Origin of the sequence: Lichenicola cladoniae, from assembly GCF_013201075.1 — a bacterium.
Lineage (GTDB): Bacteria > Pseudomonadota > Alphaproteobacteria > Acetobacterales > Acetobacteraceae > Lichenicola > Lichenicola cladoniae.
This window is the reverse complement of sequence record NZ_CP053708.1, coordinates 3,463,134-3,485,719: the sequence shown is the minus strand read 5'-3', so window position 1 is coordinate 3,485,719 and position 22,586 is coordinate 3,463,134. Positions and strand designations below refer to the sequence as shown.

Genomic DNA, 22,586 nt, shown 5'->3' with positions numbered 1-22,586 from the left:
CGAGGCAGGCTGCACTCCGAGGTTGAGGCTGATGTTCAAGAGCGACGTGGTCGAGGTGGATGGCGTGTTCGTCGGCACCGCCATCCTGCAGCCGAACCGGATCGACCGGGCCTTCTTCGCAACCGACGATCGGGTCCGGCCGATGCATGGCAAGATCCTGCCGAGCCTGGCTGCCGTCAGATGGCATGCGGCCCGGCAATTCCACTCTGCATCACCGCGATCGGTCGCCGATCAGATTTGCCGGCCGGTGTCCTAGCGAACATCCCGCCGGCGGACTTCATCCGGTCCGCCGGCTCATCTCACCTCACGTCTGCCGGCGGTACCGGCCTGAAGTCGACCGCCCTCATCCCTCGGTGTCGGCCTCCTGATCCGGCGCGGCTGCCGAGTTCAGCATGATATAGCGCTCGATACCGATCTGCTTGATCAGGTCGAACTGACGATCGAGGAAGTCCACATGGCCTTCCTCGCTGGCCAGGATACGCATCAGCAGGTCGCGGGTGACGTAGTCGCGGATCGTCTCGGCGTAGGCGATGCCGTCGCGAAGGTCGCCATGCGCCTTTTCCTCGAGCGACAGGTCGCAACGCAGGACCTCCTCGACGGTCTGGCCGACCTGGATCTGGTTGAGCCGCTGCACGTTGGGCAGGCCGCCCAGGAACAGGACGCGCTCGATCAGCCAGTCGGCATGCTTCATCTCGTCGATCGACTCGGCATATTCGTGCTTGGCGAGCAGCGTGACGCCCCAGTGCCGAAGCGTCCGTGCGTGCAGGAAATACTGGTTGACCGCGGTCAGCTCGTTGGTGAGCTGGGTGTTGAGATAGTCGATCATCTGCTGGTCGCGCTTCATGGGGTCCGCCTCAGGTTGCCCATCCTCTATAGCGGCTTTCATCACGAGATCGCGATATTCACCGCCGGTGTTGCGACTGCCTCTCATTACCTGTAGGAGCTGGTGACGGGCTTCAGGGGGGCATCATGTACGTCTGCAGCTGCAACGCGTTGACCGACCGTGACATCCGCTTGGCGATCCAGGGCGGTGCGACGCGTCCGAGCGAGGTCTATTCCGGCTGTGGTCGTCGTGCCGAGTGCGGCAACTGCATGCCGACGGTCCTGTGCCTGTTGCGTGAAGCCTGCATCGTTGCGCGGGCACGGCATGCTTCCACGCAGGCTTATGAGGTCGCGGCGGCAGCCTGAGAACGCGCACCGGGGAAGCACGGCTGCGGCATCGATTTACGAATGATGTGACCGGCATATCCTGGCGTCGGCGTTGTGTATGCTCGGCATATGGCACGTTCTTCGTCTAGACTGGTTATCTACGCAGCCCTCGGCGGCAACATCCTGGTCGCGCTGACCAAGTTCGGCGCGGCCTTCTGGACCGGCAGTGCCGCCATGCTCAGCGAGGCGATCCACTCGGTCGTTGATTGCGGCAACCAGTTGCTGCTGTTGCTCGGCTTGCGCCAGGCTGCACGCCCCGCCGATGCGCTGCATCCGTTCGGTTATGGGCTGCAGCTCTATTTCTGGACCTTCGTGGTCGCTGTGCTGATCTTCGGTGTCGGCGCCGGCGTGTCGGTGATCGAGGGCATCGACAAGATCCGTCATCCGCATGTGGTTACCGATGCCTGGCTGATCTACCTGGTGCTGGCACTCGGCATCCTGTTCGAAGGCGGGGTCTGGCTGGTCGCGCTGCGCGAGTTCCGCCGGCACAAGGGCAAGCAGGGCTGGCTGGAAGCGATCCGGCACAGCAAGGATCCGACGATGTTCACCGTGCTGTTCGAGGACACGGCGGCGCTGCTCGGGCTCTTCACCGCGCTGATCGGGATCTGGCTTGCCCAGGTGCTCGACCTGCCGGTCCTGGACGGGGTGGCCTCGATCGTCATCGGCGTGATCCTTGCCGGAACCGCCTCGTTCCTGGCCTGGGAATGCAAGTCGCTCCTCACCGGCGAGGGCGCCTCGGCAGAGGTCCAGGCCGGCATCCGTCGCATCGTCGCCGAGGAACCGCTGGTTGCGCGGACCAACGAGGTGCTGACCATGCATTTCGGTCCGCAGGACGTGCTGTTGGCTCTCAGCCTCGACTTCGTCGATCGGTGCGGCGCCGTCGATATCGAGCAGGCGGTGTCGCGGATCGAAAGGCGCGTGCGCGCGTCGCACCCCGAGGTGACCCGCGTGTTCGTCGAGGCGCAGGACCGCGAGGCGCACCGCCTGGTCGAGGAGGAACGTACCCGGGCTCGCCTGGAAGACGAGACCGGGGAGGGGTAGGCGCTCTCGGATCAGACCATGATCTTGTCTAGCGCGCTGCAGAAGCTTTTCATTTCGGACGCCGAGCCGACGGTGATGCGCGATCGTGTCGGCCAGATCTTCCAGTCGCGTCCGATGTCGATCTGCTGTGCCGCGAACGCGGCCTTCATGTCGGCGGCAGGCTTTCCCCAGTCGACCATGAACATGTTCGCGTTGCTCGGCAGGTGGGTGATTCCGCGTGACTTCAGATGGGCGAACGTGGCTTCGCGTGCGTCGATCATTTCCTGGCGCCTGGCGACGATGTCCGACGCGAGCAGGACGCTTGCACCACCGGCCGCAAGTGCCACGACCGAGAGCGCGCCACTCTGCATCCTGCCGTCGTAGCGCATCATCCGCTCGTGCAGGTCGGGACGGGCCATGCTCAGGCCCAACCGGAGTCCGGCCATTCCGAAAATCTTGGAGAATGTCCTGAGAACCACGACATCCTTGCCCTGGGTCGCCAGGTAGGCGGCACTCGGGGTTCCGGCGAAATGCAGGTAGGCCTCGTCGATCAGGACGATGGAGCCGGCCGGCTTGTTCTCGACCAGCCATGCGATGTCGGCGACGGGGGTGACCGTTCCGGTCGGATTGTTCGGCGAGCAGACATAGTAGAGCCCGGCGTTCGGATCGGCGGCCAGCATCGCCCGCACGTCCGTCGCGTAGTGATTGTCGGGCCGTAGCGCGACCTTCGACACCTTGATCTTCAGCCAGGCCGCGGTGACCCAGGCTTCCTCGAAGGTCGGGTCGGCGGTGACCACGCCGCGGGTCGGCGAGCAGAAGGTAACGATCGCACGCGCCAGCGGATCGCTCGATCCGGGCCAGGGCACGATATGGCTGACCGGGACTTTCTCCACCGTCGCCACGTTGTCGATAAGCCGCTGGCGCAGATCACTCGGTTCATAGCGATTGCCATGCTGGACCATGTCCGCGCCGGCGAGCGCAGCGGCAGGAAAAGGACCAGTCCAGCACTCATTGGTCCCGATCCGGATCATTCCCGAAAGGTCGGGCCTCGCCAACGTCCGGGCCTGGCCGGGTGCAGCGATTGCAGACCGGCCGGGAAATGCCAGGCCGCCGGTCGAAACGGCGGCGCCGATCCCCAGCAGGGCAGATACCCGCCCGAACTGACGACGGGAATAACCGCGTGAAATCAGGTCTTCTCTGGCGTCCCGGCCCAGCGCACTGTTCATGATCATTCCTTCTGCGAAACTACGGCAGGACGATCATGATGGTGCTATAACGAACAGGTCAACCTAAAACACATACCTGCATTGCTTCAGACACGTTGTTAAAGCGATGACCGTGTGTCGCTCGCATCCGCGGTGGCGACGGCTTTCCGGTCTCCAGCCTCGGCCTTGTCCTTTGCCGGTTCGGGCTCGGGCTCCTGTATCGGCCGGACGCGGACGCGGCGGATGTGACGCGCATCGGCATCGAGCACACGGAACTGGATGCCGCTCTGGTGGCTCAGCACTTCGCCGCGCGTCGGGACGTGGCCGGCCAGCTGGAACACCAGGCCGCCCACGGTTTCCATGTCGCTGTCGCGTTCCTGCTCGGTCAGGATCGGGCCGAGCCGGTGTTCGAAATCCTCGAGCGGCATGCGGGCGTCGATGTCGAGCGTGCCGTCGTGGCGCTCGACCAGCATCGGGACATCGGGTTCGTCGTGCTCGTCGGCGATGTCGCCGACGATGGTCTCGACCAGGTCCTCGATCGTGACCAGGCCGTCGATGCCGCCATATTCGTCGATCACCAGCGCCAAGTGGATGCGGCGCAGCCGCATCTGCAGCAGCAGGTCCAGTACCGGCATCTGCGGCGCGATCATCAGTGGCTGGCGCAGGATCGCCTGCAGACGAAACGTCTCGCTCGGACCGGCATAGGCCACAAGGTCCTTCACGTGGACCATGCCGACGATATCGTCGAGTTGCTCTCCATACACCGGCAGGCGGGAGTGGTTTTCCCGCTTCATCGTGGCCAGCGCTTCCTCGAAGCTGATCGCCACCGGCATCGCGGTGATGTCGGCTCGCGGCACCATCACGTCGTCCACCGTGGTTCCGCGCAGGCGTAGCACATTGGCGATGAGGGCGCGTTCCTGCCGGTCGAGCTCGGGCAACTCGCCGTCGGTCGGCGTGGCGTCCGCGGCTTCCTGCACCAGGGCGGCGATCGAGTTGCGCAGTCCCTGATCGCCACGACGTCGCGAGAACCTGGCCATCAGGCCGCGCAGGATAGGTCGCGGCTGAGGTTCGGAAGCGCCATCCGCGCTTCTTTCGGAGTGTCCGCTCATCGGACGGCTCCCACGATGGGCAGGGCACGAGGCTTCCAGGGATTCGGCACGCCCAGGCCGTGCAGGATCCGTGCCTCCTGCATTTCCATACGCCGGGCCTCGCCGACCCCATGATGGTCGTGACCGCGCAGGTGCAGCGCGCCATGCACGACCAGGTGGGCCAGGTGGTGACGCGGCAGGCGCCCGGCGGCCAGGGCCTCGCGGCGCACGGTTTCCAGAGCCAGTACGATGTCGCCGCCCGCAATGCCCGCGGGCGTCTCGAAGGTCAGCACGTTGGTAGGCTTGTTCTTGCCGCGATGACGCGCATTGAGCCTGCGCACGCGCAAATCGTTGTCCAGCACGATCGACCCCGCACCGCCGCCGGCGGCTGCGGCTCGGCGGGCCAGCCGTTCGACGTGCGGCACCAGCCGCCGCCAGCGCTGGTCGATCACGAAGATCTCGACGGAACCCGGTTGTTCAAGACGGCGGCGCGCAGCCGCAAGCTGCGACACCCCGGCGATGGCCTTGGCCCGGCGCTTGTCGCGCCTGGCCCGCTTCGACGAACGCTTCCCCTTCGTGCCCTGATCAGAGCCTGAGGGACGTTCGGATCTACTTGGCGGTTCCATCACTCTCCCGGCGCGTCCTGTGCCGGGAGATGTCCCGCTCGGCTGCCGCTCGCTGATCATACGCATCCACGATCCGCGCGACCAGCGGATGACGCACCACGTCGCGACTCTCGAACCGGGTGAAGCCGATCCCGGGCAGGCCCTCGAGGGTCTCGACGGCGTCGCGCAGCCCGCTGGAGATGCCCTGGGGCAGGTCGATCTGGCTGAGATCGCCGTTGATCGACATGCGTGTGCCGGAGCCCATGCGGGTCAGGAACATCTTCATCTGCGCGACCGTGGTGTTCTGTGCCTCGTCCAGGATGACGAATGCGTGCGCCAGGGTGCGACCGCGCATGAATGCCAGTGGCGCCACCTCGATCTCGCCTGACGCCATCCGCCGAAGCACCTGGTCGCCCGGCATCATGTCGTGCAGCGCATCGTACAGAGGCCGTAGATAGGGGTCGATCTTGTCCTTCAGGTCGCCCGGCAGGAAGCCGAGCCGCTCGCCCGCCTCGACCGCGGGGCGTGACAGGACGATCCGGTCGACACGGCCGGCCTGCAGCATCGCGACCGCCTGGGCCACAGCGAGGTACGTCTTGCCGGTGCCGGCCGGGCCGATGCCGAACACCATCTCGTGGCTGGTCAGCATTTCCATGTAGGCAGCCTGGCCAGGCGAGCGCGGCTCGATCGCACCACGCTTGGTGCGGATTGCCGGCAAGTCGGCGAACGGCAGGCGAGGGTCGGCGTCGGTGCCGTGCAGGCCACCGAGCCCGGAGGGTCCGGGCAGTCCGTGAAATCCCTCGTTGTCGCGGCGCGGGCTCATCGGGCGTCCATTCGATGCGCGCGCGGATGCGGCGCCGGTGACGCGAATGGTTTCGCGCCTGGGATCGAGCACGTTGCCGTGCAGGTCGGACATGCGGATCGCCGCATCGATTTCCGCTGAGTCAATCGGACGTCCTTCCTCGAGACGGCGATACAGGGTGGCGAGGGTCGAGCGAGCCAGCGCGACGCGTCCGGGGTCGCCGCTGATCGACACACGGTTGCCGCGGCAGGCCAGGCGCACCCCGAGACCCTGCTCGAGCCGCACCAGGTGCCGGTCATGATCGCCGAGCAGCAGTTGCAGCAATGCGTTGTCGTTGAACTGCATGGTTGCCGCCCTGGTTTCCGGATCGAGGCCCGGTCGAGGCACCGCGGCGGGCCCGGAGGCCACCGCAGCGGCGGACAAAGGCGAAAGCGAACCGGCGCTCGCGGAGGCCGGGGTGATCGGGGTGGCGGTGACAAGCTCGTTCAAGCGCAGGCTCTCTCCAGCAAGGGGTTCGCGCGGGTGGGAATGGGACGGGTCGGCACGGGTGACAACAGCGATGCAGTCAGTGAGTTGGTGAGCATCTGCTCGATCTTCACCATCGCGGTGGTGCCGATCAGCTGATCCGGTCCTGCGGCATGCACCGCCTGCAGGTATGGGCTTCGTCCGGACAGCTGGCCGGGCTTGCGTCCGTGCCCAGTGAACAGCACCTCCATCGTTTGGCCGACGCTGGACGCATTGAACTGGTCCTGCTGCACGCGCACCAGCGCCTGCAGCTGTTGCAGCCTCTCGTCGCCGACCGGTCCTGCCACAGGCATGGGGGCGCCTGCCGCCGGGGTGCCGGGACGGGACGAGTATTTGAACGAGTATGCCTGTGCGAAGCCGATGTCGCGGATCAGCGCCATGCTGGCCGCAAAGTCGGCGTCGGTCTCGCCCGGGTGGCCGACGATGAAGTCCGACGAGAAGGCGAGGTCTGGCCGCGCGGTGCGCAGACGTTCAATCAGCCGGCGGTAGTCGTCGGCGGTGTGGCCGCGGTTCATCGCGTTCAGCATCCGGTCCGATCCGGACTGCACCGGCAGATGCAGGAACGGCATCAGCGCGGGCAGGTCGCGATGGGCGGCGATGAGATCCTCGCCCATGTCGCGTGGATGCGACGTGGTGTAGCGGATGCGTACGAGGCCGGGGATCTCGGCGAGCGCCCGCATCAGCCGGGCCAGGCTCCAGCTGCTCTCGTCCGCGCCGCCGCCGGAGCCGGCACCGTGATAGGCATTCACGTTCTGGCCGAGCAGGCTGATCTCGCGCACGCCGCCGGCGACCATGCGACGGGCCTCGGCGATCACCGACGCCGCCGGGCGGCTTGCCTCGGCGCCGCGCGTGTAGGGCACCACGCAGAACGAGCAGAACTTGTCGCAGCCTTCCTGCACCGTGAGGAACGCGGTGACGCCGCCGGGCAGCTGGGGGCCGGTCGCGTCCGGCAGGAAGTCGAATTTCTGCTCGACCGGAAAATCGGTCTCGATCACCGCACCGCCTGCACGTGCCGCACGCGCCACCATCTCGGGCAGCCGGTGATAGGTCTGTGGTCCCAGCACGATATCGACGTAGGGGGCACGTGCCAGGATCTCGGCGCCTTCCGCCTGGGCCACGCAGCCGGCGACGGCGAGCACGGTGGCACGCCCCTCGGCGGCGCGTGCCTGCTTGATCACGCGCAGGCGGCCGAGTTCGGAAAACACCTTCTCCGCGGCACGGTCGCGGATGTGGCAGGTATTCAGGATGACCATGTCCGCATCGGCCGGGGTCTCGGTCGGCCGATAGCCGAGCGGCTTCAGCACATCGGCCATTCGGGCGCTGTCGTACACGTTCATCTGGCAGCCCCAGGTGATGACGTGGAGACGCTTGTCGGCGGGTGGAGGGGTCACGGACAGGGAATTCCCGGCAGCCGCCGGAGGAGTCCGTGCGGAAGCACGGAGAGCAATCGTGTCGGAGCGGCCCCCGGTCAAGGGCACCTGCCCGTAGAGGCGTGGCAACACGTCAATGGGCAGGGTTGCCCCGGAAGACCCTCTGTCTCGCACCCCGTGTGTCGATCACCATTCCCCCGAACCGGATCCTCCCGCTGGAGGCATTCCGATCAGGCAAAAGACGGGGCCTTGCTGTCAAGCGGAAACGTCTCGACGGGGGAGTCGCGGCCGGGGACGGCGACGATCTTCACCTCGATGTCACGAACCCGGTTCTGCCGCAGCGCTGCCGCACCCCCGGCGATGGCAGTCCAGGCCGCGGAGGACAGGGCCTTGCGGGTCGCGAAATCCGCCGGGTCGAGAACCGGATGCAGCAGGATGGTCGCACGCATGCCGCGCCACCGGGCCAGCCGGGTGAAATGCGAGGCCAGGTCCATGTCGCCGTACCAGGCGAACACCGGTCGGTTGGAGCGGCCGATCGGCAGGCCGCCCAGCCTGTCGTAGACGATCGAGACCGGCTGTATCAGCGGCAGGGCAAAGGCGGCACCCGTATCCTCGCAACCGGCCTTGTCCACGCCGCCCGACTTGGCTGCCGCAAAGAAGCTGGAATGGAACGGCAGCACCCGCGAACCGTCCGAGCTGGTGCCCTCCGGAAACAGGATCAGGTTGTCGCCGCCCGCCAGCCGAAGCCGCATGTCGTCGCGCTCGCGGCCGGTCGCCTTGCGCTGCCGGCTGACGAAGATCGTGCGCCCGAGCCGGGCCACGGTGCCCACCACCGGCCAGCGGCTGACATCCTCCTTGGCGACGAAGCAGCCGAGCACCCGCGCGCCCAGGACCGGAACGTCGATCCAGGAGGAGTGATTGGAGACGTAGATGATCGGCCGACCGCATGGTTCGACCGATGCGCCGGTCCGGATGACACGGATGCGCATGCCGAGCAGCATGCAGGTGACCGACCAGTAGAAACGCGCGAACCGCGCCTTGGCGCGCCCGGGCATGTGCAGCAGCACGGACTGTACGACGCACGCGGCACCGGTCCAGGCCAGGATCGCCACGCCGCGCCGGACCACCCGGACTGCGCGCAGCAACCGGATTGCGGGGCTGGTCCGGGTGTCGCTGGACGGCCAAGCCTCCACTTCTGCACCGCCGACCAGCCTGCACGATGCCGGGCCGGTGCGTGATCCGCGAGAAAACGGCGACATGCCTGGTCGCGACGAGGATGCCGAACGTTGAAGCTCGGGCTGGGTATGACCGGCATGGCGAAGGTTTGAATTGCCAGGGAGAACCTGCATCGGCCCGACATAGCGTGATTAGGGGCGGGACGACAATCATGGCCGGTGCTACAGGAACGGGCTCACACCGGGGAAGACGCGCTCTGACTGCACGTGCCGACAGAGCCCGCCATGGCCGGGACGGCGCCCGGGATGGGCGCTTCATCATGTATCCAGCCGGCAGGGTGGTGATCGGCGCGATGCTGCTGATCCTCGCCGGCCGGACGGCGACGCACGCCCTGGCCGCCGATCCGCAGGCCTACCAGGTAACGGTGGTGGCCACCGGCGATGCGACCCTGGACACCACGCTCAAGGCAGCCTCCAGCCTGGTGAGCCTGCAGAAGACGCAGGCGGTCGGACCCTTCGCGCTGGCTGGCCGCGCCCGGGCCGACGAAGCCCGGCTCCGCACCGCGCTGGAAAGCTTTGGCTACTATGCCGGCCGGATCGACATCGAGGTGGCCGGTCATCCGGTCTCCGATCCCAGGCTTCCGGATCTGCTCGGAGACCTCGCGAAGGGCAGCGTCGCGCCGGTCCGGATCACCGTCGAGCGCGGGCCGTTGTTCCATGTCGGCACGGTCACCCTCCAGCTGCCTCCCGGCGAGATGCTGTCCATGACCGAACAGGTCGCGTTCGGGCTCGAGGCCGGCCAGCCGGCAGTGGCCTCCGATGTGCTCGCGGCCCGTGGCCGGCTGCTGACCACGCTGCAGGAGGAGGGACACGCCTTCGCCGATGTCGGCCAGCCGACCGCCTACCTCCGGCCCGCCACCCGGACGCTGGATATCGTGACCACGGCAAAGCTCGGGCCGCGTGTCGATATCGGCCCGATCCAGCTGGTCGGGCTGGTCAAGGTCGATCCCGCCTATGTGCGCCGCCGGCTGCTCGTCCATCCGGGCCAGCTCTACCAGCCGAGCAGGATCGAGGCGGCGCGCCAGGATCTGGCATCGCTCGGGGTATTTTCCGATGTCGGCGTCGCCGCTGCCCCGTCCCTGGACCAGGCCGGCACGCTGCCGCTGACCTTCGACTTCACCGAAGGGCTGCGCCACACGGTCGCATTGCAGGGCGGCTACTCGACCGACCTCGGCGGCAGCGCCGGGGTGACCTGGACCCATCACAACCTGTTCGGCCATGCCGAGAAGCTCGACCTGGTGGCCTTGCTGACCGGGCTGGGCGGCACGTCGCAGAACGGGCTCGGCTACGACGTGTACGCCGACCTGTCGAAGCCCGATTACTACCACCGCGACCAGACGCTCGACCTGCGCGTCGAAGGGCTGAAGCAGGATCTGGAGGCCTATAATCAGACCGCCCTGCTGGTGCATGCGATCGTCAGCCGCAAGATTTCCGCGAGCTGGAGCATCTCGGCCGGCGTCGGCGCGGAGCAGGAGCGGATCGTGCAGCAGGGGGTTTCGCGCAGCTACACGCTGGCGTTCGTACCGCTCACCGCGAGCTACGACAGCACCCATCTGGCCAATCCGCTCGACGATCCGACCCGCGGGTTCCGCATCTCGCTGAATGCCACCCCGACCTACAGTCTCGGCAGCCAGTCCGGCGACGGGTCCAACGGGCTTTCCGGCTCGGGCGGCAACAGCTTCTTCACCATCCTGCAGGGTTCCGCCGCCACCTACTTCGACCTTGCCCGGTTCGGCCTGACGAAGGCTGGCCGCAGCGTCCTGGCGGTCCGGATCGTGGTCGGGACGGTGCAGGGCGCCACGACGTTCGATCTGCCGCCCGACCAGCGGCTCTATGCGGGCGGCAGCGGCACGGTACGCGGCTTCAAGTACCAGGGGGTCGGGCCATTGTTTTCCAACGGCAACCCGGTCGGTGGCACCTCGCTCGATGCGGGAAGCTTTGAATTCCGCCAGCGCATCGGCAAGAGCTTCGGCGTGGCCGCGTTCGCCGATGCGGGGCAGGTGTCGGCCAGTAGCGCGCCGCTCCATGGCAAGCTCAGGATCGGAGCGGGCGTCGGTGCCCGCTACTACACCCCGATCGGGCCGATCAGGCTCGATGTCGCCGTTCCGTTGAACAAGCCCGCCGGCGGCGACAGCTTCGAGCTGTATATCGGCCTCGGGGAGGCGTTCTGATGAGCGGATCATCCACGCCCCCGTCAAGTCGGGACGGCTCTTCCCGGACGCGGTCCCGGCGCGGGTTGCGGATTGTGGGTTGGGTACTCGGGCTGCTGGTCGGGCTGCCGCTGGCACTGGTGCTGCTGTTGCTGGCGGTGGTGCTGATAGGCGCCAATACCGACCCCGGCCGGCGGCTGATCGAGCGGCAGGCCGCCTCCCTGAGCGGTGGGCTGGTTGCGCTGCACGGTCTTGGCGGGCGGTTCCCAGATGCGCTCAAGGTCGACCGGCTCGAGATACACGACACCAAGGGCGTCTGGCTGGCGATCGACCATCTGGTGCTCGACTGGTCGCCGCTGCGGTTGCTGGCACTGGACGCGCATGTCGAGCTGGCCAGTGCGGACCGGATAGAAGTGCCGCGCTTGGCCGTGCCCGATCCCAACGCAAAACCGGTGCCGCCGGCGCGGCCCGACCAGAAGAGCGGCCTGCACCTGGGCGTGCTGATCGACCGGCTGCATGTCGGCCGCATCGATCTCGGCGCCCCCGTGGCCGGGACCGCGGTCAGCGCCGGCGTTGATGGCCACGCGCGGATCGCCGACCTGGCGCCGCTGCTCGGTGGCGCCACGATCGCCACCCTGCCGAACACCGACCTCGCCCTGTCGCTGGCCCGTCTCGACCATCCCGGCCATGCCGAACTCTCTGCCCGGGTCACGCCGGCACGCCTCGCCCTGCACCTGAAGGCGGATGATCCGGCCGATGGCTTCGTGACCGTGCTGGCGCATATGCCGGTGCTCGATCCGCTGCATCTGTCGCTTGATCTGGATGGGCCGCGCGACCGTGCCGCCCTGACCCTGGCGGCCACGGCGGGCGCGCCGGCCAGTGGCGTCCTGACCCTCGCGGCCAACGGCAGTCTCGACCTGCTGCAGCCGCGCTTCGACGTGCAGGTGAAGCTCGATGCCCCGGCGATGCAGCCGATGGCGGGCGTCGCCTGGAACAAGGTGGCGCTGGATGCGCACATCCAGGGAACGCCGCAGGCGCCGTTCGGCCAGGGTAACCTGGTGCTGGACGAGTTATCCGCCGCCGGCGCCGGGCTCAACCGGCTGACCGCGCGCTTCGACGGTGCGGAGACTTCGGGGCCGGTGCATCTGCATGCGGTGGCGGAGGGTATTCGTATCCCTGGGCCGAAGCCGCTGCTGCTGGCGGGAGCGCCGCTGACGCTCGATGCGACGCTCGACCCGCACCAGGCGGGCAGGCCGCTCGATCTCGTGGTTTCGCATCCGCTGGCCGGCGTCAGCGGCCGGATTGTCACCGCAGCGCCGCTGCATGGCCAGTTGATGGTCACCCTGCCGGACCTGGCACCGCTCGCCGCCGCCGGCGGTACGGATCTGCAGGGCAATGCCCGGCTCGCAGTCGGCTTCTCGCAGAACGGTTCCAAAGCCGATGTGACCATCGCCGGCCCGGTTGCCATCACCGGCGGCCAGCCGCAGGCGGCCGGACTGATCGGACCCGCCGGGCAACTGGCACTCGCCGCCTCGAAGGACGGTGCCGACCTGGTGCTGCGCCAGCTCAAGCTCGACGGGCAGGCGCTGCACCTGACCGCGTCCGGCACCGACCGTTCCAACGTGCTGGCCGCGCAGTTTGCTCTGGTGTTGCCGGCGCTCGAACGTGCGCTGCCGAGCCTGCGCGGGGCCCTGTCGCTGGCAGGAACCGCCACGGGGCCGACGACCGATCTCGCGGCCCACATCACCGCGGACGGCAATCCGGGCACCGCGACCATGGCGACCGGACCGCTGCATCTGCTGCTCGACGCCCGGCATCTGCCGTCCGCACCCGAGGGTACGACGTCGCTGACCGGCACGCTCGATCGCGCCCCGCTGACGCTCAAGGCGCAGGCAGCTCGGCTCGCCGGTGGCGCGCTGCACCTGACGCTGGACGCGCTGTCCTGGAAGAGCGCCGTCGGACACGCCGACATGACGCTCCCGGTCGGCGCCAAGCTGCCGCTGGGCACGCTGGATGTGCGGATGGCCAGGCTCGGGGATCTGCAGCCGGTGATCGGCCAGCCGGTCGCCGGCAGCCTGCAGGCCAATATCCGGACCGCGCAGACGGAAGGGGCGGCGCCGCGGGTGACCCTGGATGTCCGGGCCGATGGCGGCATCAAGAGCGCGCGGGTCGGACGGCTGCTGCTTGCCGGCACCGTGGACGACCCGATCGCGTCGCCGTCGGTGAATCTCCGGCTGGATGCGACCGGCATCGCCGCCGGCGCGATCACCGGCAACGCCCATGTCGTCGCCCGCGGACCGCAGACGGCGCTCGACGTGACGGCGCAGGCGATCCTGCAGAACGTCGCCGGTGCCCCGGCCCGGCTCGATACCGCGCTGCGCCTGGACCTGCCGCACAAGCAGGTCGCGATCAGCCGGCTCGAGGCCGATGCGAAGGGCGAGACCATCCGCCTGCTGGCCCCGGCGCGCATCGGCTTCGGCACGGATGTCATGGTCGACCGCCTGCGCCTGTCGGTGGTGCCGGCCGGCACGGCCGGCGCAACCCCTGCCACGATCGACGTGGCCGGCCGGATCATGCCGCGCCTCGACCTGACCGTGATGGTTGCCAACGTGACACCGGCGCTGGCGCGGCCGTTCGCGCCGACGCTCGACGCGGTCGGCGTGATCGCGGCGCAGGCCCGGCTCACCGGCACCACCAGCCGCCCCGCAGGCACGGTGCACCTGACCGGCGACGGGCTGCGGCTGCGCACCGGGCCGGCTGCCTCGCTGCCGGCGGCCAGGCTGGTCGCCAACGTGGCGCTTGCCGGCACCAGTGCCCGGGTGGATGTGCGTCTCGACGCAGGCCCGAACGTGGCGCTGACGCTCGCCGGCACCGCGCCGACCTCATCGACCGGCCCGCTGGCCCTCAGGGCGGACGGCACTGTCGATCTCGGGCTGGCGAACGCCGTCCTCGGTGCGGAGGGGCGGCAGGTCAGCGGCCGCATCACGCTCGCCATGGGCGTGGCCGGGACGGTTGCGGCGCCCCGTCTCGACGGCACGGTGCAACTCGCCGGTGGCGGCATCCAGGACTTCGCGCAGGGCCTGCGTCTCACCGATATCTCCGCGCTGATCCGCGCCCAGGGCCAGAGCCTGGCCATCGAGAATTTCACCGCGCAGGCCGGGGGCGGGACTATCGGCGCCAGCGGAACCGTCGGCGCCCTCGTGCCCGGCCTCCCCGTCGATCTGCGCATCACCGCCAAGAATGCCCGGCCACTGTCCAGCGATCTGCTGACCGCGGTGCTGGATGCGGATATCCGCGCGCACGGGCAGGCGGCCGGCCGCCTCGATGTCGGTGGCACGGTGACGATCGACAGCGCCTCGATCAACATCCCGAACGGCCTGCCGCCGTCGGTCGCCCAGCTGAAGGTCATCCGTCCGGACGACAAGCCTGCACCGGTCGCGGCGGCGCCTTCGACGTCGCTGGTCGGGCTCGACCTCACGCTGAACGCACCCGGCCAGATCTTCGTGCGCGGCCATGGGCTCGATGCCGAGCTCGGCGGCAAGCTGCATGTCGGCGGCACGTCGAGCGCACCGGCGATCAGCGGCGGGTTCGACATGCGACGCGGCACCTTCGACCTGGCCGGCATTTCGCTGACCTTCACCAAGGGCAAGGTCGGCTTCAACGGCACCGGCGTCGCCCACAAGATCGACCCGACGCTCGACTTCACCGCAGAGAGCGTCGTCAGCTCGACCGTGGCGCGGCTGAATGTCGGCGGCTATGCGGACGCGCCGAAGATCACCCTGTCCTCGACGCCGTCGTTGCCGCAGGACCAGGTGCTGGCCTTGCTGCTGTTCGGCCAGAACACGAAATCGCTGAGCCCGCTGCAGATCGCCCAGGTGGCGGCGGGCCTGGCCTCGCTGACCGGAGCCGGCGGCGGTTTCGATCCGCTCGGCACGGTGCGCAAGAAACTCGGTCTCGATCGGCTCGCGGTCGGCAGCAGCGGGAGCAGCGGCACCGGAGCCAGTGTCGAGGCCGGCAAATATGTGGCGCGCGGCGTGTATGTCGGTGCCAAGCAGGCGACCAGCGGTGGCGGCAGTCAGGCCACGGTGCAGATCGACCTGACCCGCCGCCTCAAGTTGCAGACCACGGTCGGAACCGGCGGTGCCACCACCGGGATCATCACGCCGGAGAACGATCCAGGCAGTTCGGTCGCGCTGAAGTACCAGTTCCAGTACTGAGGCGTCACCGACGCAGGCAATGTGTTCGAACTCTGATCGCGCTCGGGCTTTGTCGTCGGGCGGATCCGGTCTGACCGGTTTGGCAGACCCAGTGCTTCGAGTGTGCAGCGATGACGTCAACACCCTCTTTGTCCGATCCTGCGCGCGTGACGACCGGAATATCGGGGCTGGACGAAATCCTGAACGGCGGCCTGACCCGGGACCGCGTCTATCTCGTCGAAGGCTCGCCAGGTACGGGCAAGACCACCCTGTCGCTGCAGTTTCTGCTCGAGGGCGCGGGACGGGGCGAGACCGGCCTCTACATCACCCTGTCCGAGACAGCGAAGGAACTGACAGCCGTTGCCGCCAGCCATGGCTGGTCGCTCGACGCACTGACGCTGTTCGAACTGGTGAGCGAGGCCGAACTCGATGCCGACAGCGAGCAGTCGATCCTGCATCCATCGGAGGTCGAGCTCGGCGAGACCACGCGGGAGGTGATGCGCAAGATCGACGAGCTCCGGCCGGCGCGGGTGGTGTTCGACAGCCTGTCGGAACTGCGCCTGCTGGCGCAGAATCCGCTGCGCTACCGCCGCCAGATCCTGGCCTTCAAGCAGTTCTTCGCGAGCCGCAACTGCACCGTGTTGATGCTGGACGATCGCACTGCCGACCCTACCGACCTGCAACTGCACAGTATCGCGCACGGGGTATTGTCGCTCGAGCAGGCGCCGCCGGAGTTCGGTGCCGAGCGCCGGCGCCTGCGGATCATCAAGATGCGCGGCATCGGCTTCCGCGGCGGCTATCACGATTTCGCACTCGACAAGGGCGGCCTCACCGTGTTTCCCCGACTGGTCGCGTCGAGGCATCATGGGAGTTTCGACGACAGGCCGGTCTCGACCGGTAATCGTGGACTGGATGCGCTGCTTGGCGGCGGGCTCGTGCCGGGAACCAATACATTGCTGAGCGGGCCGTCGGGTGTCGGCAAGACCACCACCGCGGTGCGCTGCATGCTTGCGGCCCTGGAGCGCGGCGAGCGGGCCACGTATTACCTGTTCGACGAAGGCCTCAAGACGCTGCTGGTTCGAAGCAGGCTCCTGGGTATGGAATTGCAGCCTTATCTGGACAACGGCCGGCTGACGATCAGCCAGATCGATCCGGCCGGACTGTCGCCGGGCGAGTTCTCCTGCATGGTGCGCGATGCGGTCGAGCATGACCGCTCGACGTTCCTGGTCGTGGACAGCCTGAACGCCTACCTGCACGCGATGCCGGGCGAGCAGTTCCTGATCCTGCAGATGCATGAATTGCTGAGCTACCTGAACCAGCGGGGGGTCAAGACATTGCTGATACTCGGGCAGCACGGCGTTCTCGGGGATATGCGTTCGGATCTCGATCTGAGCTACCTCAGCGATGGAATCCTGCTGTTCCGGTTTTTCGAGTCCGAGGGTTCGATCCGAAGCGCCGTCTCGGTGATCAAGAGCCGGATCAGCGCGCATGAGCACACGATCAGGGAGTTCAAGCTGGGTTCGGCCGGGCTGCAGGTCGGCGAGGCCCTCAGCGATTTCGAAGGCCTGTTGAGCGGCATGCCGTCCTATAAGGGCCAGGTCTCGCTGTTGAAGGAACCTGCGGTCGCCGGCGTCGCAGGCTGACGATGGTCGAGCGGTTTCTCGTTCTCGCCCCACGCGGACGCGACGCGACGATCATCGCTCAGGTCCTAGGCCGCAGCAGCATCGTGTGCCAGGTGTGCGACGGGCTTGCAGCGTTGCGTGTCTGCCTCGATGGCGATGTCGGTGGTGTCGTCGTCACCGAGGAAGCGTTGGCCGAGACCGATCTGCGCTCGCTGCTGGAGTGGGTGGACGCGCAGCCGCCATGGTCCGACCTGCCGATCATCGTGCTCGCCACCCGGCAGAGCGCACGACGATCGAAGCCCGCCTCCCACCTTCTGGAACGGCTCGGCAACGTGGTGCTGCTGGAGCGCCCGATCAACGCGGAAACCCTGCTCAGTGCTGCGGACTCCGCACTTCGGGCACGACGCCGGCAATACCAGGCCCGAGGCCTGCTGCTGGAACGAGATCGCCGGGAGACCGAGCTTCGCCTGCTGAACGAGACGCTCGAGCAACGCGTCCACGAGCGCACCCGCGAACTCGAGGCCGCGCGCGAAACCCTGGCCTTCGCGCTGGATTCGGCCGGGATGGGCTCGTGGGACCTGGACCTGCTGAGCGACATGTCGCGACATTCGGGACAGCACGACCGGATTTTCGGCTTCGCCGAGCAGCGCCCGTCATGGGGCCGCAACCTGTTTCTCGCAGTCGTAATCGAGGAAGACCGCGATGCCGTGGCGGCGTCGTTCGACCAGGCGGTCGTTACCGGACGGCTCGATGTCGAGTGCCGGATCAGGCGCCACGATGACAGCATCCGCTGGGTGGTTGCCAAAGGTCGTGTCGAGTACGACGATCTTCTGCGACCGGTCAGGATGGCCGGGGTCGTCATGGATACGACGGAACGTCGGCAGACCGAGGATGCGCTGCATCAGGCGCAGAAAATGGAGGCGATCGGGCAGCTGACCGGTGGTGTCGCGCACGATTTCAACAACCTGCTGACGGTGATTGTCGGTGGCCTGGACATGGTCATCCGCAAACCTGAACGGACTGACCGCGTGGTTCGCCTGGCCGAAGCCGCGATGACCGCGGCGCGCCGCGGGGAGCAACTGACCCAGCAACTTCTGGCCTATTCCCGCCGCCAGATGCTGCAGCCGGAAACACTGGATCCGAGCCGCCTGCTGCGCGGCTTTCAGGAGCTGGCCCAGCACGCGGTCGGCGAGGCGGTCGTACTCGGGTTCGACCTCGACCCCGACGTCTATCCGGTACGGGTCGATCCGGCCCAGTTCGAGTCGGCCGTGCTGAACCTCATCGTCAACGCGCGTGACGCGATCCAGGGTGCCGGCGGCAATGGCGGGGCCATCAGGCTTGCCTGCCATAATATCGAGCTCGGCCCGGCAGCGGCATTCGACCGGAAGCTGGCTGCGGGCTCGTATGTGGTCGTGTCGGTGTCCGATACAGGCTCGGGCCTGGATGCGAAGACCCTGGCACGGGCCTTCGAGCCGTTTTTCACCACCAAGGAAATCGGCAAGGGCTCCGGTCTCGGCCTCAGCCAGGTCTATGGCTTCATGCGAAGCGCCGGTGGCGACGTGGCGATCGAATCCGAAGTTGGGGCAGGGACCATCGTGCGCCTTTATCTGCCGCGTTCGGGAGAGACCGCGCCTGAGGCGAAGCCCGCCCCGTCGACCCTCATGCCGTTGCGTCAGGCCAGCGAGGAAACGGTGCTGCTGGTCGAGGATGACGAGCAGGTGCTGGACATGGCGGTCGAGAGCCTCGAGGAGCTGCGCTATACCGTCATGGTGTCGCGCAATGCGCACGAGGCGCTGGAACACCTGGCCGGGCAGGCACGGATCGACCTGCTGTTCTCCGACGTGGTCATGCCCGGCAGCATGAACGGTGCCCAGTTGGCGATCGAGGCGCAGCGCCTACGGCCCGGCCTGAAGGTGCTGCTGACCTCCGGCTATGCGGGCGAGAGCGGCGCCAGCCAGCTGGTCGGCCGGAGCCTTCCGATACTGAGCAAGCCCTATCGCCGGGACGAGCTGGCACAGAAACTTCGCGTGGTGCTGGGAAGCGCGCCCTAAACCGCCGATCGGCCGGGTGCGCCTCGTAACGCGTCCCACCCCGCACGGGACGCCTCGGCCCCCGTGTTTCGATATCCCGGCTACGGCTTAGGATCGAAAATATTATCGCTCCTGTCGGTATCGGGAAGTTTCAAATCCGGGTCCAGCACGACCGAACGGATCGCACCATGTGTCGGCAGGGTGATGCTGGTCTTGTTGCCCTGCATCCAGGCCTCGACCGGAACCGTCGCGCGCGTGGCGGTGCCGTCGGCGGACGTGACCAGCAACGTGGCCGGCATCAGCAGCCAGCCCTTGTTGTGCAGGGCGATCGTCACGCCGTGATCCGGGTCGTTGTCGGGATACGACGTTCCGGTAATTCCCATGTCGAGCGTCCAGTTGTGTTCGTACCAACCACGCCACCACCAGGACAGGTTCTCGCCGCCTTCGCTGCTCATGAACCGGAAGAAATCATACGGGGTGGGATGCTTGTAGGCCCACGCTGCGATGTAGCGACGAAACGCCGGATCGAACCGGTCCGGTCCCAGGATCTGCTCGCGAAGCAGCACCAGCCCGAGCGATCCCTTGAAGTAGGTGATCGGGTGCCGGTACGTCTCGACCACGAGGTCGGGCGGTTCCAGCAGCGTCGGCGCCTTCGGGTCCTTCAGCCAAGGGATGATCTCGTCGGCCGGGTTGCCGCCGCCCGGGGCGTATTCCGGATCGCGCTTCGGGGCATATTCGCCGTGATTGAAATGGTCCGAGGCATAGACGTCGATGAAGGTGTTGAAGCCCTCGTCCATGAAAGCATCCCGGCGCTCGTTGGAGCCGACGATCATCGGGAACCAGTTATGGCCGAGTTCATGGGTGGTGATCCAGAACAGCTCCTTGCCATGGTCCTTGATCCCGTCGAACGCCATGCCGGGATATTCCATCCCGGCGCCATGCCCGGCGAGGTTGATCGCGTTCGGCCAGGGGAAGGGGTACCATTGCCGGGAGAAATACTCGATCGCGTGCTTCACGTATTCGGTCGAGCGCGTCCAGTTGGCGGCGGCCTCCACCGGATAGATCGACATGGCCAGCCGGGGGATCGGCTTGGCGCCCGGAGCCGGGGACACCGGCGGCAGGTTCAGGCGCGCGGCGTCCCAGGCGAAGGCGGCCGATGCCGCGAAGGCGACGTCGCGGGTGTTCTGCATGCGGAAGTGCCAGGTCTGGCTCCCCGACCGGGTCGGGCGGCTGGCCGGATCGGTCACCTCGGCGGGACTGCGGATCATCACCGTGCGGTCGCTGGTGGCCGCCTGTGCCAGGCGTGCCCGCTCGGTCGCGGTCAGTACCTGCCCCGGGTTGAGCAGCGCGCCCGACCCTTGGACGATGAAGTTCCACGGCACCGTCACGCTGTAATCGATGTCGCCGTATTCGAGATAGAATTCCTGCCCGAGATAGGGCGAGGTATCCCAGCCGCGCAGGTCGTCATAGACTGCCATGCGCGGAAACCATTGGCCCATCTCGTAGATGTCGCCATTGCTGGTCGGCGTCACCGCCGTCCGTCCGCCCCAGCTGCCCGGCACCGTATGATGCCAGGCGATGTGCAGCCGCAGGCGTCCGCCGTGCGGCGCGAGGCTGGCCGGCAGGCGCACCTGCATCCGCGTGTCCGAGATCAGGAACGGAACCGGGACCGGCATGCCGCCTTTCGCGGGTTCGACGCTGACTGACTCTATGACGTCGCCGTCGGTGGTGTGTCCGTTGAAATAACGCGACGAGAATCTTGCACGTGCGTCGGCGCGATAGATGTTCTGGTCGAGCTGCACCCACAGCACGTCGAGCGGATCGGAGCTGTTGTTGGTGTACGCGATCGTTTCGCTGCCGTGCAGTACGTGCGGCCCGGTCTCGATCGAGGCGGCGATCGTGTAGTCGGCGCGGTTCTGCCAATAGCCGGGCCCGGGCAGGCCGCTGCCGGACCGGGTAGCGTTCGGCTGGTTGCCCTTCTCGAACGGCGCGAAGATCACCGCCGGATCCGGAGCCGCCGGATCGTCATGCGGGACCGGAGCGATCGCCGGCGGCCCCGAGGGCTCGGCGAAAGCGGCGGTGGTGGTCCAGGCGGTGGAACAGAGAAGGGCGGGGAGAAGGGCGAGCTGGATGAGACGCATGGCAGCATGGTTGCGATGCCATCAGTCGAACGCAAGCCGCTTTGTTGCAACAGCGCATGTAGAATCGCTCCGACGAGCATGCGCCCGCCCTGATATCGGGTAGCGCTGCATCTCCAAGCATCCGGCCATCTTGGGAAGGGGTGGCGACGGTCGAGAGCACGCCAGATTGGCCAGCCGGTTTGTGCCAATCGTAGCCGCTGCGTGAGCGTGCCTAGGATCTTCCGATCCGCCTCGGCGCAAACACTTGACACAGAACACCGAGGGTCCTAACAAGATTAAGCGCTTAACTAAAAGTGAGCTGCGGCAGGGGGATCGGCGATGCCCACTCTCGAGGACGTTGCAAAGCTAGCCGGCGTGTCCGGTGCCACAGTGTCGAATGTGCTGCGTCAACGGGGAGCGGCCAGCGCCGCAACCATCGCCAAGGTACAGCAGGTTGCGCGCGACCTCGGCTACCGGCCTAACCTGGTCGCCCGTGCCCTGGCGGAACGCCGCTCACCGACTATTGCCGTGTTTTTTACCAACATCCTCAATCCGTTCTACTCGGAGTTCGCCTTCGCCGCTGAGCGGGCTGCACGCAGACGCGAGCACTTCCTGCTGATCTGCAATGCGGCGACGCCGGAGGGTTCCCTTGATACCGCCTACCTCAACGCAGTGGCTGGAAGACTTGCAGAGGGACTGATCGTGCTGGGCAGCGACCTCGGCAAGCAGAGCCTGCTGGCGATGCTCCCCGCCGGCGTTCCGGTTGTGCTGTCGACCTGGGAGGAGACCGACATGTATCCGACGGTGCCCTGCGTAACCGTCGACTTTCACAAGGCCGGTCAGCTCGCCGGAGCGCATCTCGCCGAACTGGGCCATCGTCGCATCGGCATCGTGGCCGGCTCCGAACACCCGGAGATCGTCGGTGATGTTGCGCATCATGCGCGCCTCGCGGGCCTCCGCAAAAGCCTCGCCGCTTACGATGTCACGGTGCCGTCGCCACGCCTGCAGATCGGGTCCGACAGCATCGAGGGCGGGCGTCTGGCGACAAACAGGCTTCTCGACCTAGATCCCACCGTCACCGCGATCGCCGCCACCAACGATCTGCTGGCAATCGGTGCTCTGCAGGCGGCGGCTGAACGTCAGATACGCGTGCCAGACTCACTGTCGGTGATCGGCCTGACCGGTATCTGGATGTCTGCCCAGGTTCGCCCGGCACTGACGACGATCGATATCGCCACAGCATCGCTCGCGGACGGTTCCGTCAATCTCCTGCTCGACCTGATCGACGATCCGGCAACGGTCCCGGCATCGGCGCTGCGTGTCGTCGGCACGCCGGCCCTGGTCCGGCGTGCCAGCACCGGGCCGCCAGCGCGCTGACGATTTGTGGATAACGAGAAAATATAAACAGG

General features: G+C 67.3%; 16 protein-coding genes. 8 read left to right on the top strand and 8 right to left on the bottom strand.

What is annotated here, in order from left to right:
• The first annotated feature begins 31 nt into the window (after positions 1-31).
• On the top strand, positions 32-256 hold the full coding sequence (locus tag HN018_RS15805; RefSeq protein WP_171833160.1) for a hypothetical protein: 225 nt from the start codon (positions 32-34) through the stop codon (positions 254-256).
• Positions 257-343: 87 nt separating this feature from the next.
• On the opposite strand, the gene bfr is transcribed toward HN018_RS15805, so the two are convergent.
• The gene (gene bfr / locus HN018_RS15800) at positions 344-844 is read right to left on the bottom strand and encodes a bacterioferritin (protein WP_171833161.1); all 501 of its coding nucleotides are present in this window, start codon (positions 842-844) and stop codon (positions 344-346) included.
• 125 nt (positions 845-969) lie between these two features.
• Here bfr and HN018_RS15795 point away from each other — a divergent pair, with 125 nt between their 5' ends.
• Together HN018_RS15795 and HN018_RS15790 are read left to right on the top strand one after the other, a co-directional pair.
• Positions 970-1,188 carry a (2Fe-2S)-binding protein gene (locus HN018_RS15795; RefSeq protein ID WP_171833162.1) on the top strand — a complete coding sequence of 73 codons (219 nt, stop codon included), beginning with the start codon at positions 970-972 and terminating at the stop codon, positions 1,186-1,188.
• Between the two features lie 90 nt (positions 1,189-1,278).
• A complete protein-coding gene (locus HN018_RS15790) occupies positions 1,279-2,250 on the top strand; it encodes a cation diffusion facilitator family transporter (RefSeq protein ID WP_171833163.1) in 972 nt (323 codons plus the stop codon).
• A gap of 11 nt (positions 2,251-2,261) precedes the next feature.
• Here HN018_RS15790 and HN018_RS15785 read toward each other — a convergent pair whose 3' ends face one another.
• The 6 genes from HN018_RS15785 to HN018_RS15760 all read right to left on the bottom strand — a co-directional run bounded on the left by HN018_RS15785 (position 2,262) and on the right by HN018_RS15760 (position 9,083).
• Positions 2,262-3,455: a pyridoxal phosphate-dependent aminotransferase gene (locus HN018_RS15785; RefSeq protein ID WP_239478740.1), complete on the bottom strand. Its 1,194-nt coding sequence runs from the start codon at positions 3,453-3,455 to the stop codon at positions 2,262-2,264.
• 98 nt (positions 3,456-3,553) lie between these two features.
• Positions 3,554-4,471, bottom strand: a complete 918-nt coding sequence (locus HN018_RS15780; protein WP_239479322.1) for a hemolysin family protein — start codon at positions 4,469-4,471, stop codon at positions 3,554-3,556.
• A 68-nt stretch (positions 4,472-4,539) separates the two neighbouring features.
• On the bottom strand, positions 4,540-5,034 hold the full coding sequence (gene ybeY, locus HN018_RS15775; protein WP_239479321.1) for an rRNA maturation RNase YbeY: 495 nt from the start codon (positions 5,032-5,034) through the stop codon (positions 4,540-4,542).
• Positions 5,035-5,131: 97 nt separating this feature from the next.
• The gene (locus HN018_RS15770) at positions 5,132-6,274 is read right to left on the bottom strand and encodes a PhoH family protein (protein WP_171833533.1); all 1,143 of its coding nucleotides are present in this window, start codon (positions 6,272-6,274) and stop codon (positions 5,132-5,134) included.
• Between the two features lie 140 nt (positions 6,275-6,414).
• The gene (miaB, locus tag HN018_RS15765) at positions 6,415-7,845 is read right to left on the bottom strand and encodes a tRNA (N6-isopentenyl adenosine(37)-C2)-methylthiotransferase MiaB (protein WP_275434105.1); all 1,431 of its coding nucleotides are present in this window, start codon (positions 7,843-7,845) and stop codon (positions 6,415-6,417) included.
• Between the two features lie 209 nt (positions 7,846-8,054).
• Positions 8,055-9,083: a lysophospholipid acyltransferase family protein gene (locus HN018_RS15760; RefSeq protein WP_171833167.1), complete on the bottom strand. Its 1,029-nt coding sequence runs from the start codon at positions 9,081-9,083 to the stop codon at positions 8,055-8,057.
• Between the two features lie 236 nt (positions 9,084-9,319).
• Here HN018_RS15760 and HN018_RS15755 point away from each other — a divergent pair, with 236 nt between their 5' ends.
• From HN018_RS15755 to HN018_RS15740, 4 genes are all read left to right on the top strand, one after another.
• Entirely contained in the window at positions 9,320-11,230 is a 1,911-nt protein-coding gene (locus HN018_RS15755) for an autotransporter assembly complex protein TamA (protein WP_239478738.1), read from the top strand.
• A 74-nt stretch (positions 11,231-11,304) separates the two neighbouring features.
• Entirely contained in the window at positions 11,305-15,426 is a 4,122-nt protein-coding gene (locus tag HN018_RS15750; protein WP_239478733.1) for a translocation/assembly module TamB domain-containing protein, read from the top strand.
• A 110-nt stretch (positions 15,427-15,536) separates the two neighbouring features.
• Complete coding sequence (locus tag HN018_RS15745) at positions 15,537-17,048, top strand: ATPase domain-containing protein (protein ID WP_171833169.1); 1,512 nt, start codon at positions 15,537-15,539, stop codon at positions 17,046-17,048.
• 2 nt (positions 17,049-17,050) lie between these two features.
• Positions 17,051-19,078 carry a PAS domain-containing hybrid sensor histidine kinase/response regulator gene (locus tag HN018_RS15740; protein WP_171833170.1) on the top strand — a complete coding sequence of 676 codons (2,028 nt, stop codon included), beginning with the start codon at positions 17,051-17,053 and terminating at the stop codon, positions 19,076-19,078.
• 80 nt (positions 19,079-19,158) lie between these two features.
• On the opposite strand, the gene HN018_RS15735 is transcribed toward HN018_RS15740, so the two are convergent.
• Positions 19,159-21,198: a M1 family metallopeptidase gene (locus HN018_RS15735; protein ID WP_171833171.1), complete on the bottom strand. Its 2,040-nt coding sequence runs from the start codon at positions 21,196-21,198 to the stop codon at positions 19,159-19,161.
• 318 nt (positions 21,199-21,516) lie between these two features.
• On the opposite strand from HN018_RS15735, the gene HN018_RS15730 reads away from it, so the two are divergent.
• On the top strand, positions 21,517-22,554 hold the full coding sequence (locus HN018_RS15730) for a LacI family DNA-binding transcriptional regulator (RefSeq protein WP_171833172.1): 1,038 nt from the start codon (positions 21,517-21,519) through the stop codon (positions 22,552-22,554).
• Positions 22,555-22,586 lie beyond the last annotated feature (32 nt).

What these genes read in the sequence shown, in the direction of transcription:
- HN018_RS15805 (WP_171833160.1), top strand. Translation starts at nt 32, where the DNA reads ATGTTCAAGAGCGACGTGGTCGAGGTGGATGGCGTGTTCGTCGGCACC.
- bfr (WP_171833161.1), bottom strand. Translation starts at nt 844, where the DNA reads ATGAAGCGCGACCAGCAGATGATCGACTATCTCAACACCCAGCTCACC.
- HN018_RS15795 (WP_171833162.1), top strand. Translation starts at nt 970, where the DNA reads ATGTACGTCTGCAGCTGCAACGCGTTGACCGACCGTGACATCCGCTTG.
- HN018_RS15790 (WP_171833163.1), top strand. Translation starts at nt 1,279, where the DNA reads ATGGCACGTTCTTCGTCTAGACTGGTTATCTACGCAGCCCTCGGCGGC.
- HN018_RS15785 (WP_239478740.1), bottom strand. Translation starts at nt 3,455, where the DNA reads ATGAACAGTGCGCTGGGCCGGGACGCCAGAGAAGACCTGATTTCACGC.
- HN018_RS15780 (WP_239479322.1), bottom strand. Translation starts at nt 4,471, where the DNA reads ATGGCCAGGTTCTCGCGACGTCGTGGCGATCAGGGACTGCGCAACTCG.
- HN018_RS15770 (WP_171833533.1), bottom strand. Translation starts at nt 6,274, where the DNA reads ATGCAGTTCAACGACAACGCATTGCTGCAACTGCTGCTCGGCGATCAT.
- HN018_RS15760 (WP_171833167.1), bottom strand. Translation starts at nt 9,083, where the DNA reads ATGTCGCCGTTTTCTCGCGGATCACGCACCGGCCCGGCATCGTGCAGG.
- HN018_RS15755 (WP_239478738.1), top strand. Translation starts at nt 9,320, where the DNA reads ATGTATCCAGCCGGCAGGGTGGTGATCGGCGCGATGCTGCTGATCCTC.
- HN018_RS15745 (WP_171833169.1), top strand. Translation starts at nt 15,537, where the DNA reads ATGACGTCAACACCCTCTTTGTCCGATCCTGCGCGCGTGACGACCGGA.
- HN018_RS15740 (WP_171833170.1), top strand. Translation starts at nt 17,051, where the DNA reads ATGGTCGAGCGGTTTCTCGTTCTCGCCCCACGCGGACGCGACGCGACG.
- HN018_RS15735 (WP_171833171.1), bottom strand. Translation starts at nt 21,198, where the DNA reads ATGCGTCTCATCCAGCTCGCCCTTCTCCCCGCCCTTCTCTGTTCCACC.
- HN018_RS15730 (WP_171833172.1), top strand. Translation starts at nt 21,517, where the DNA reads ATGCCCACTCTCGAGGACGTTGCAAAGCTAGCCGGCGTGTCCGGTGCC.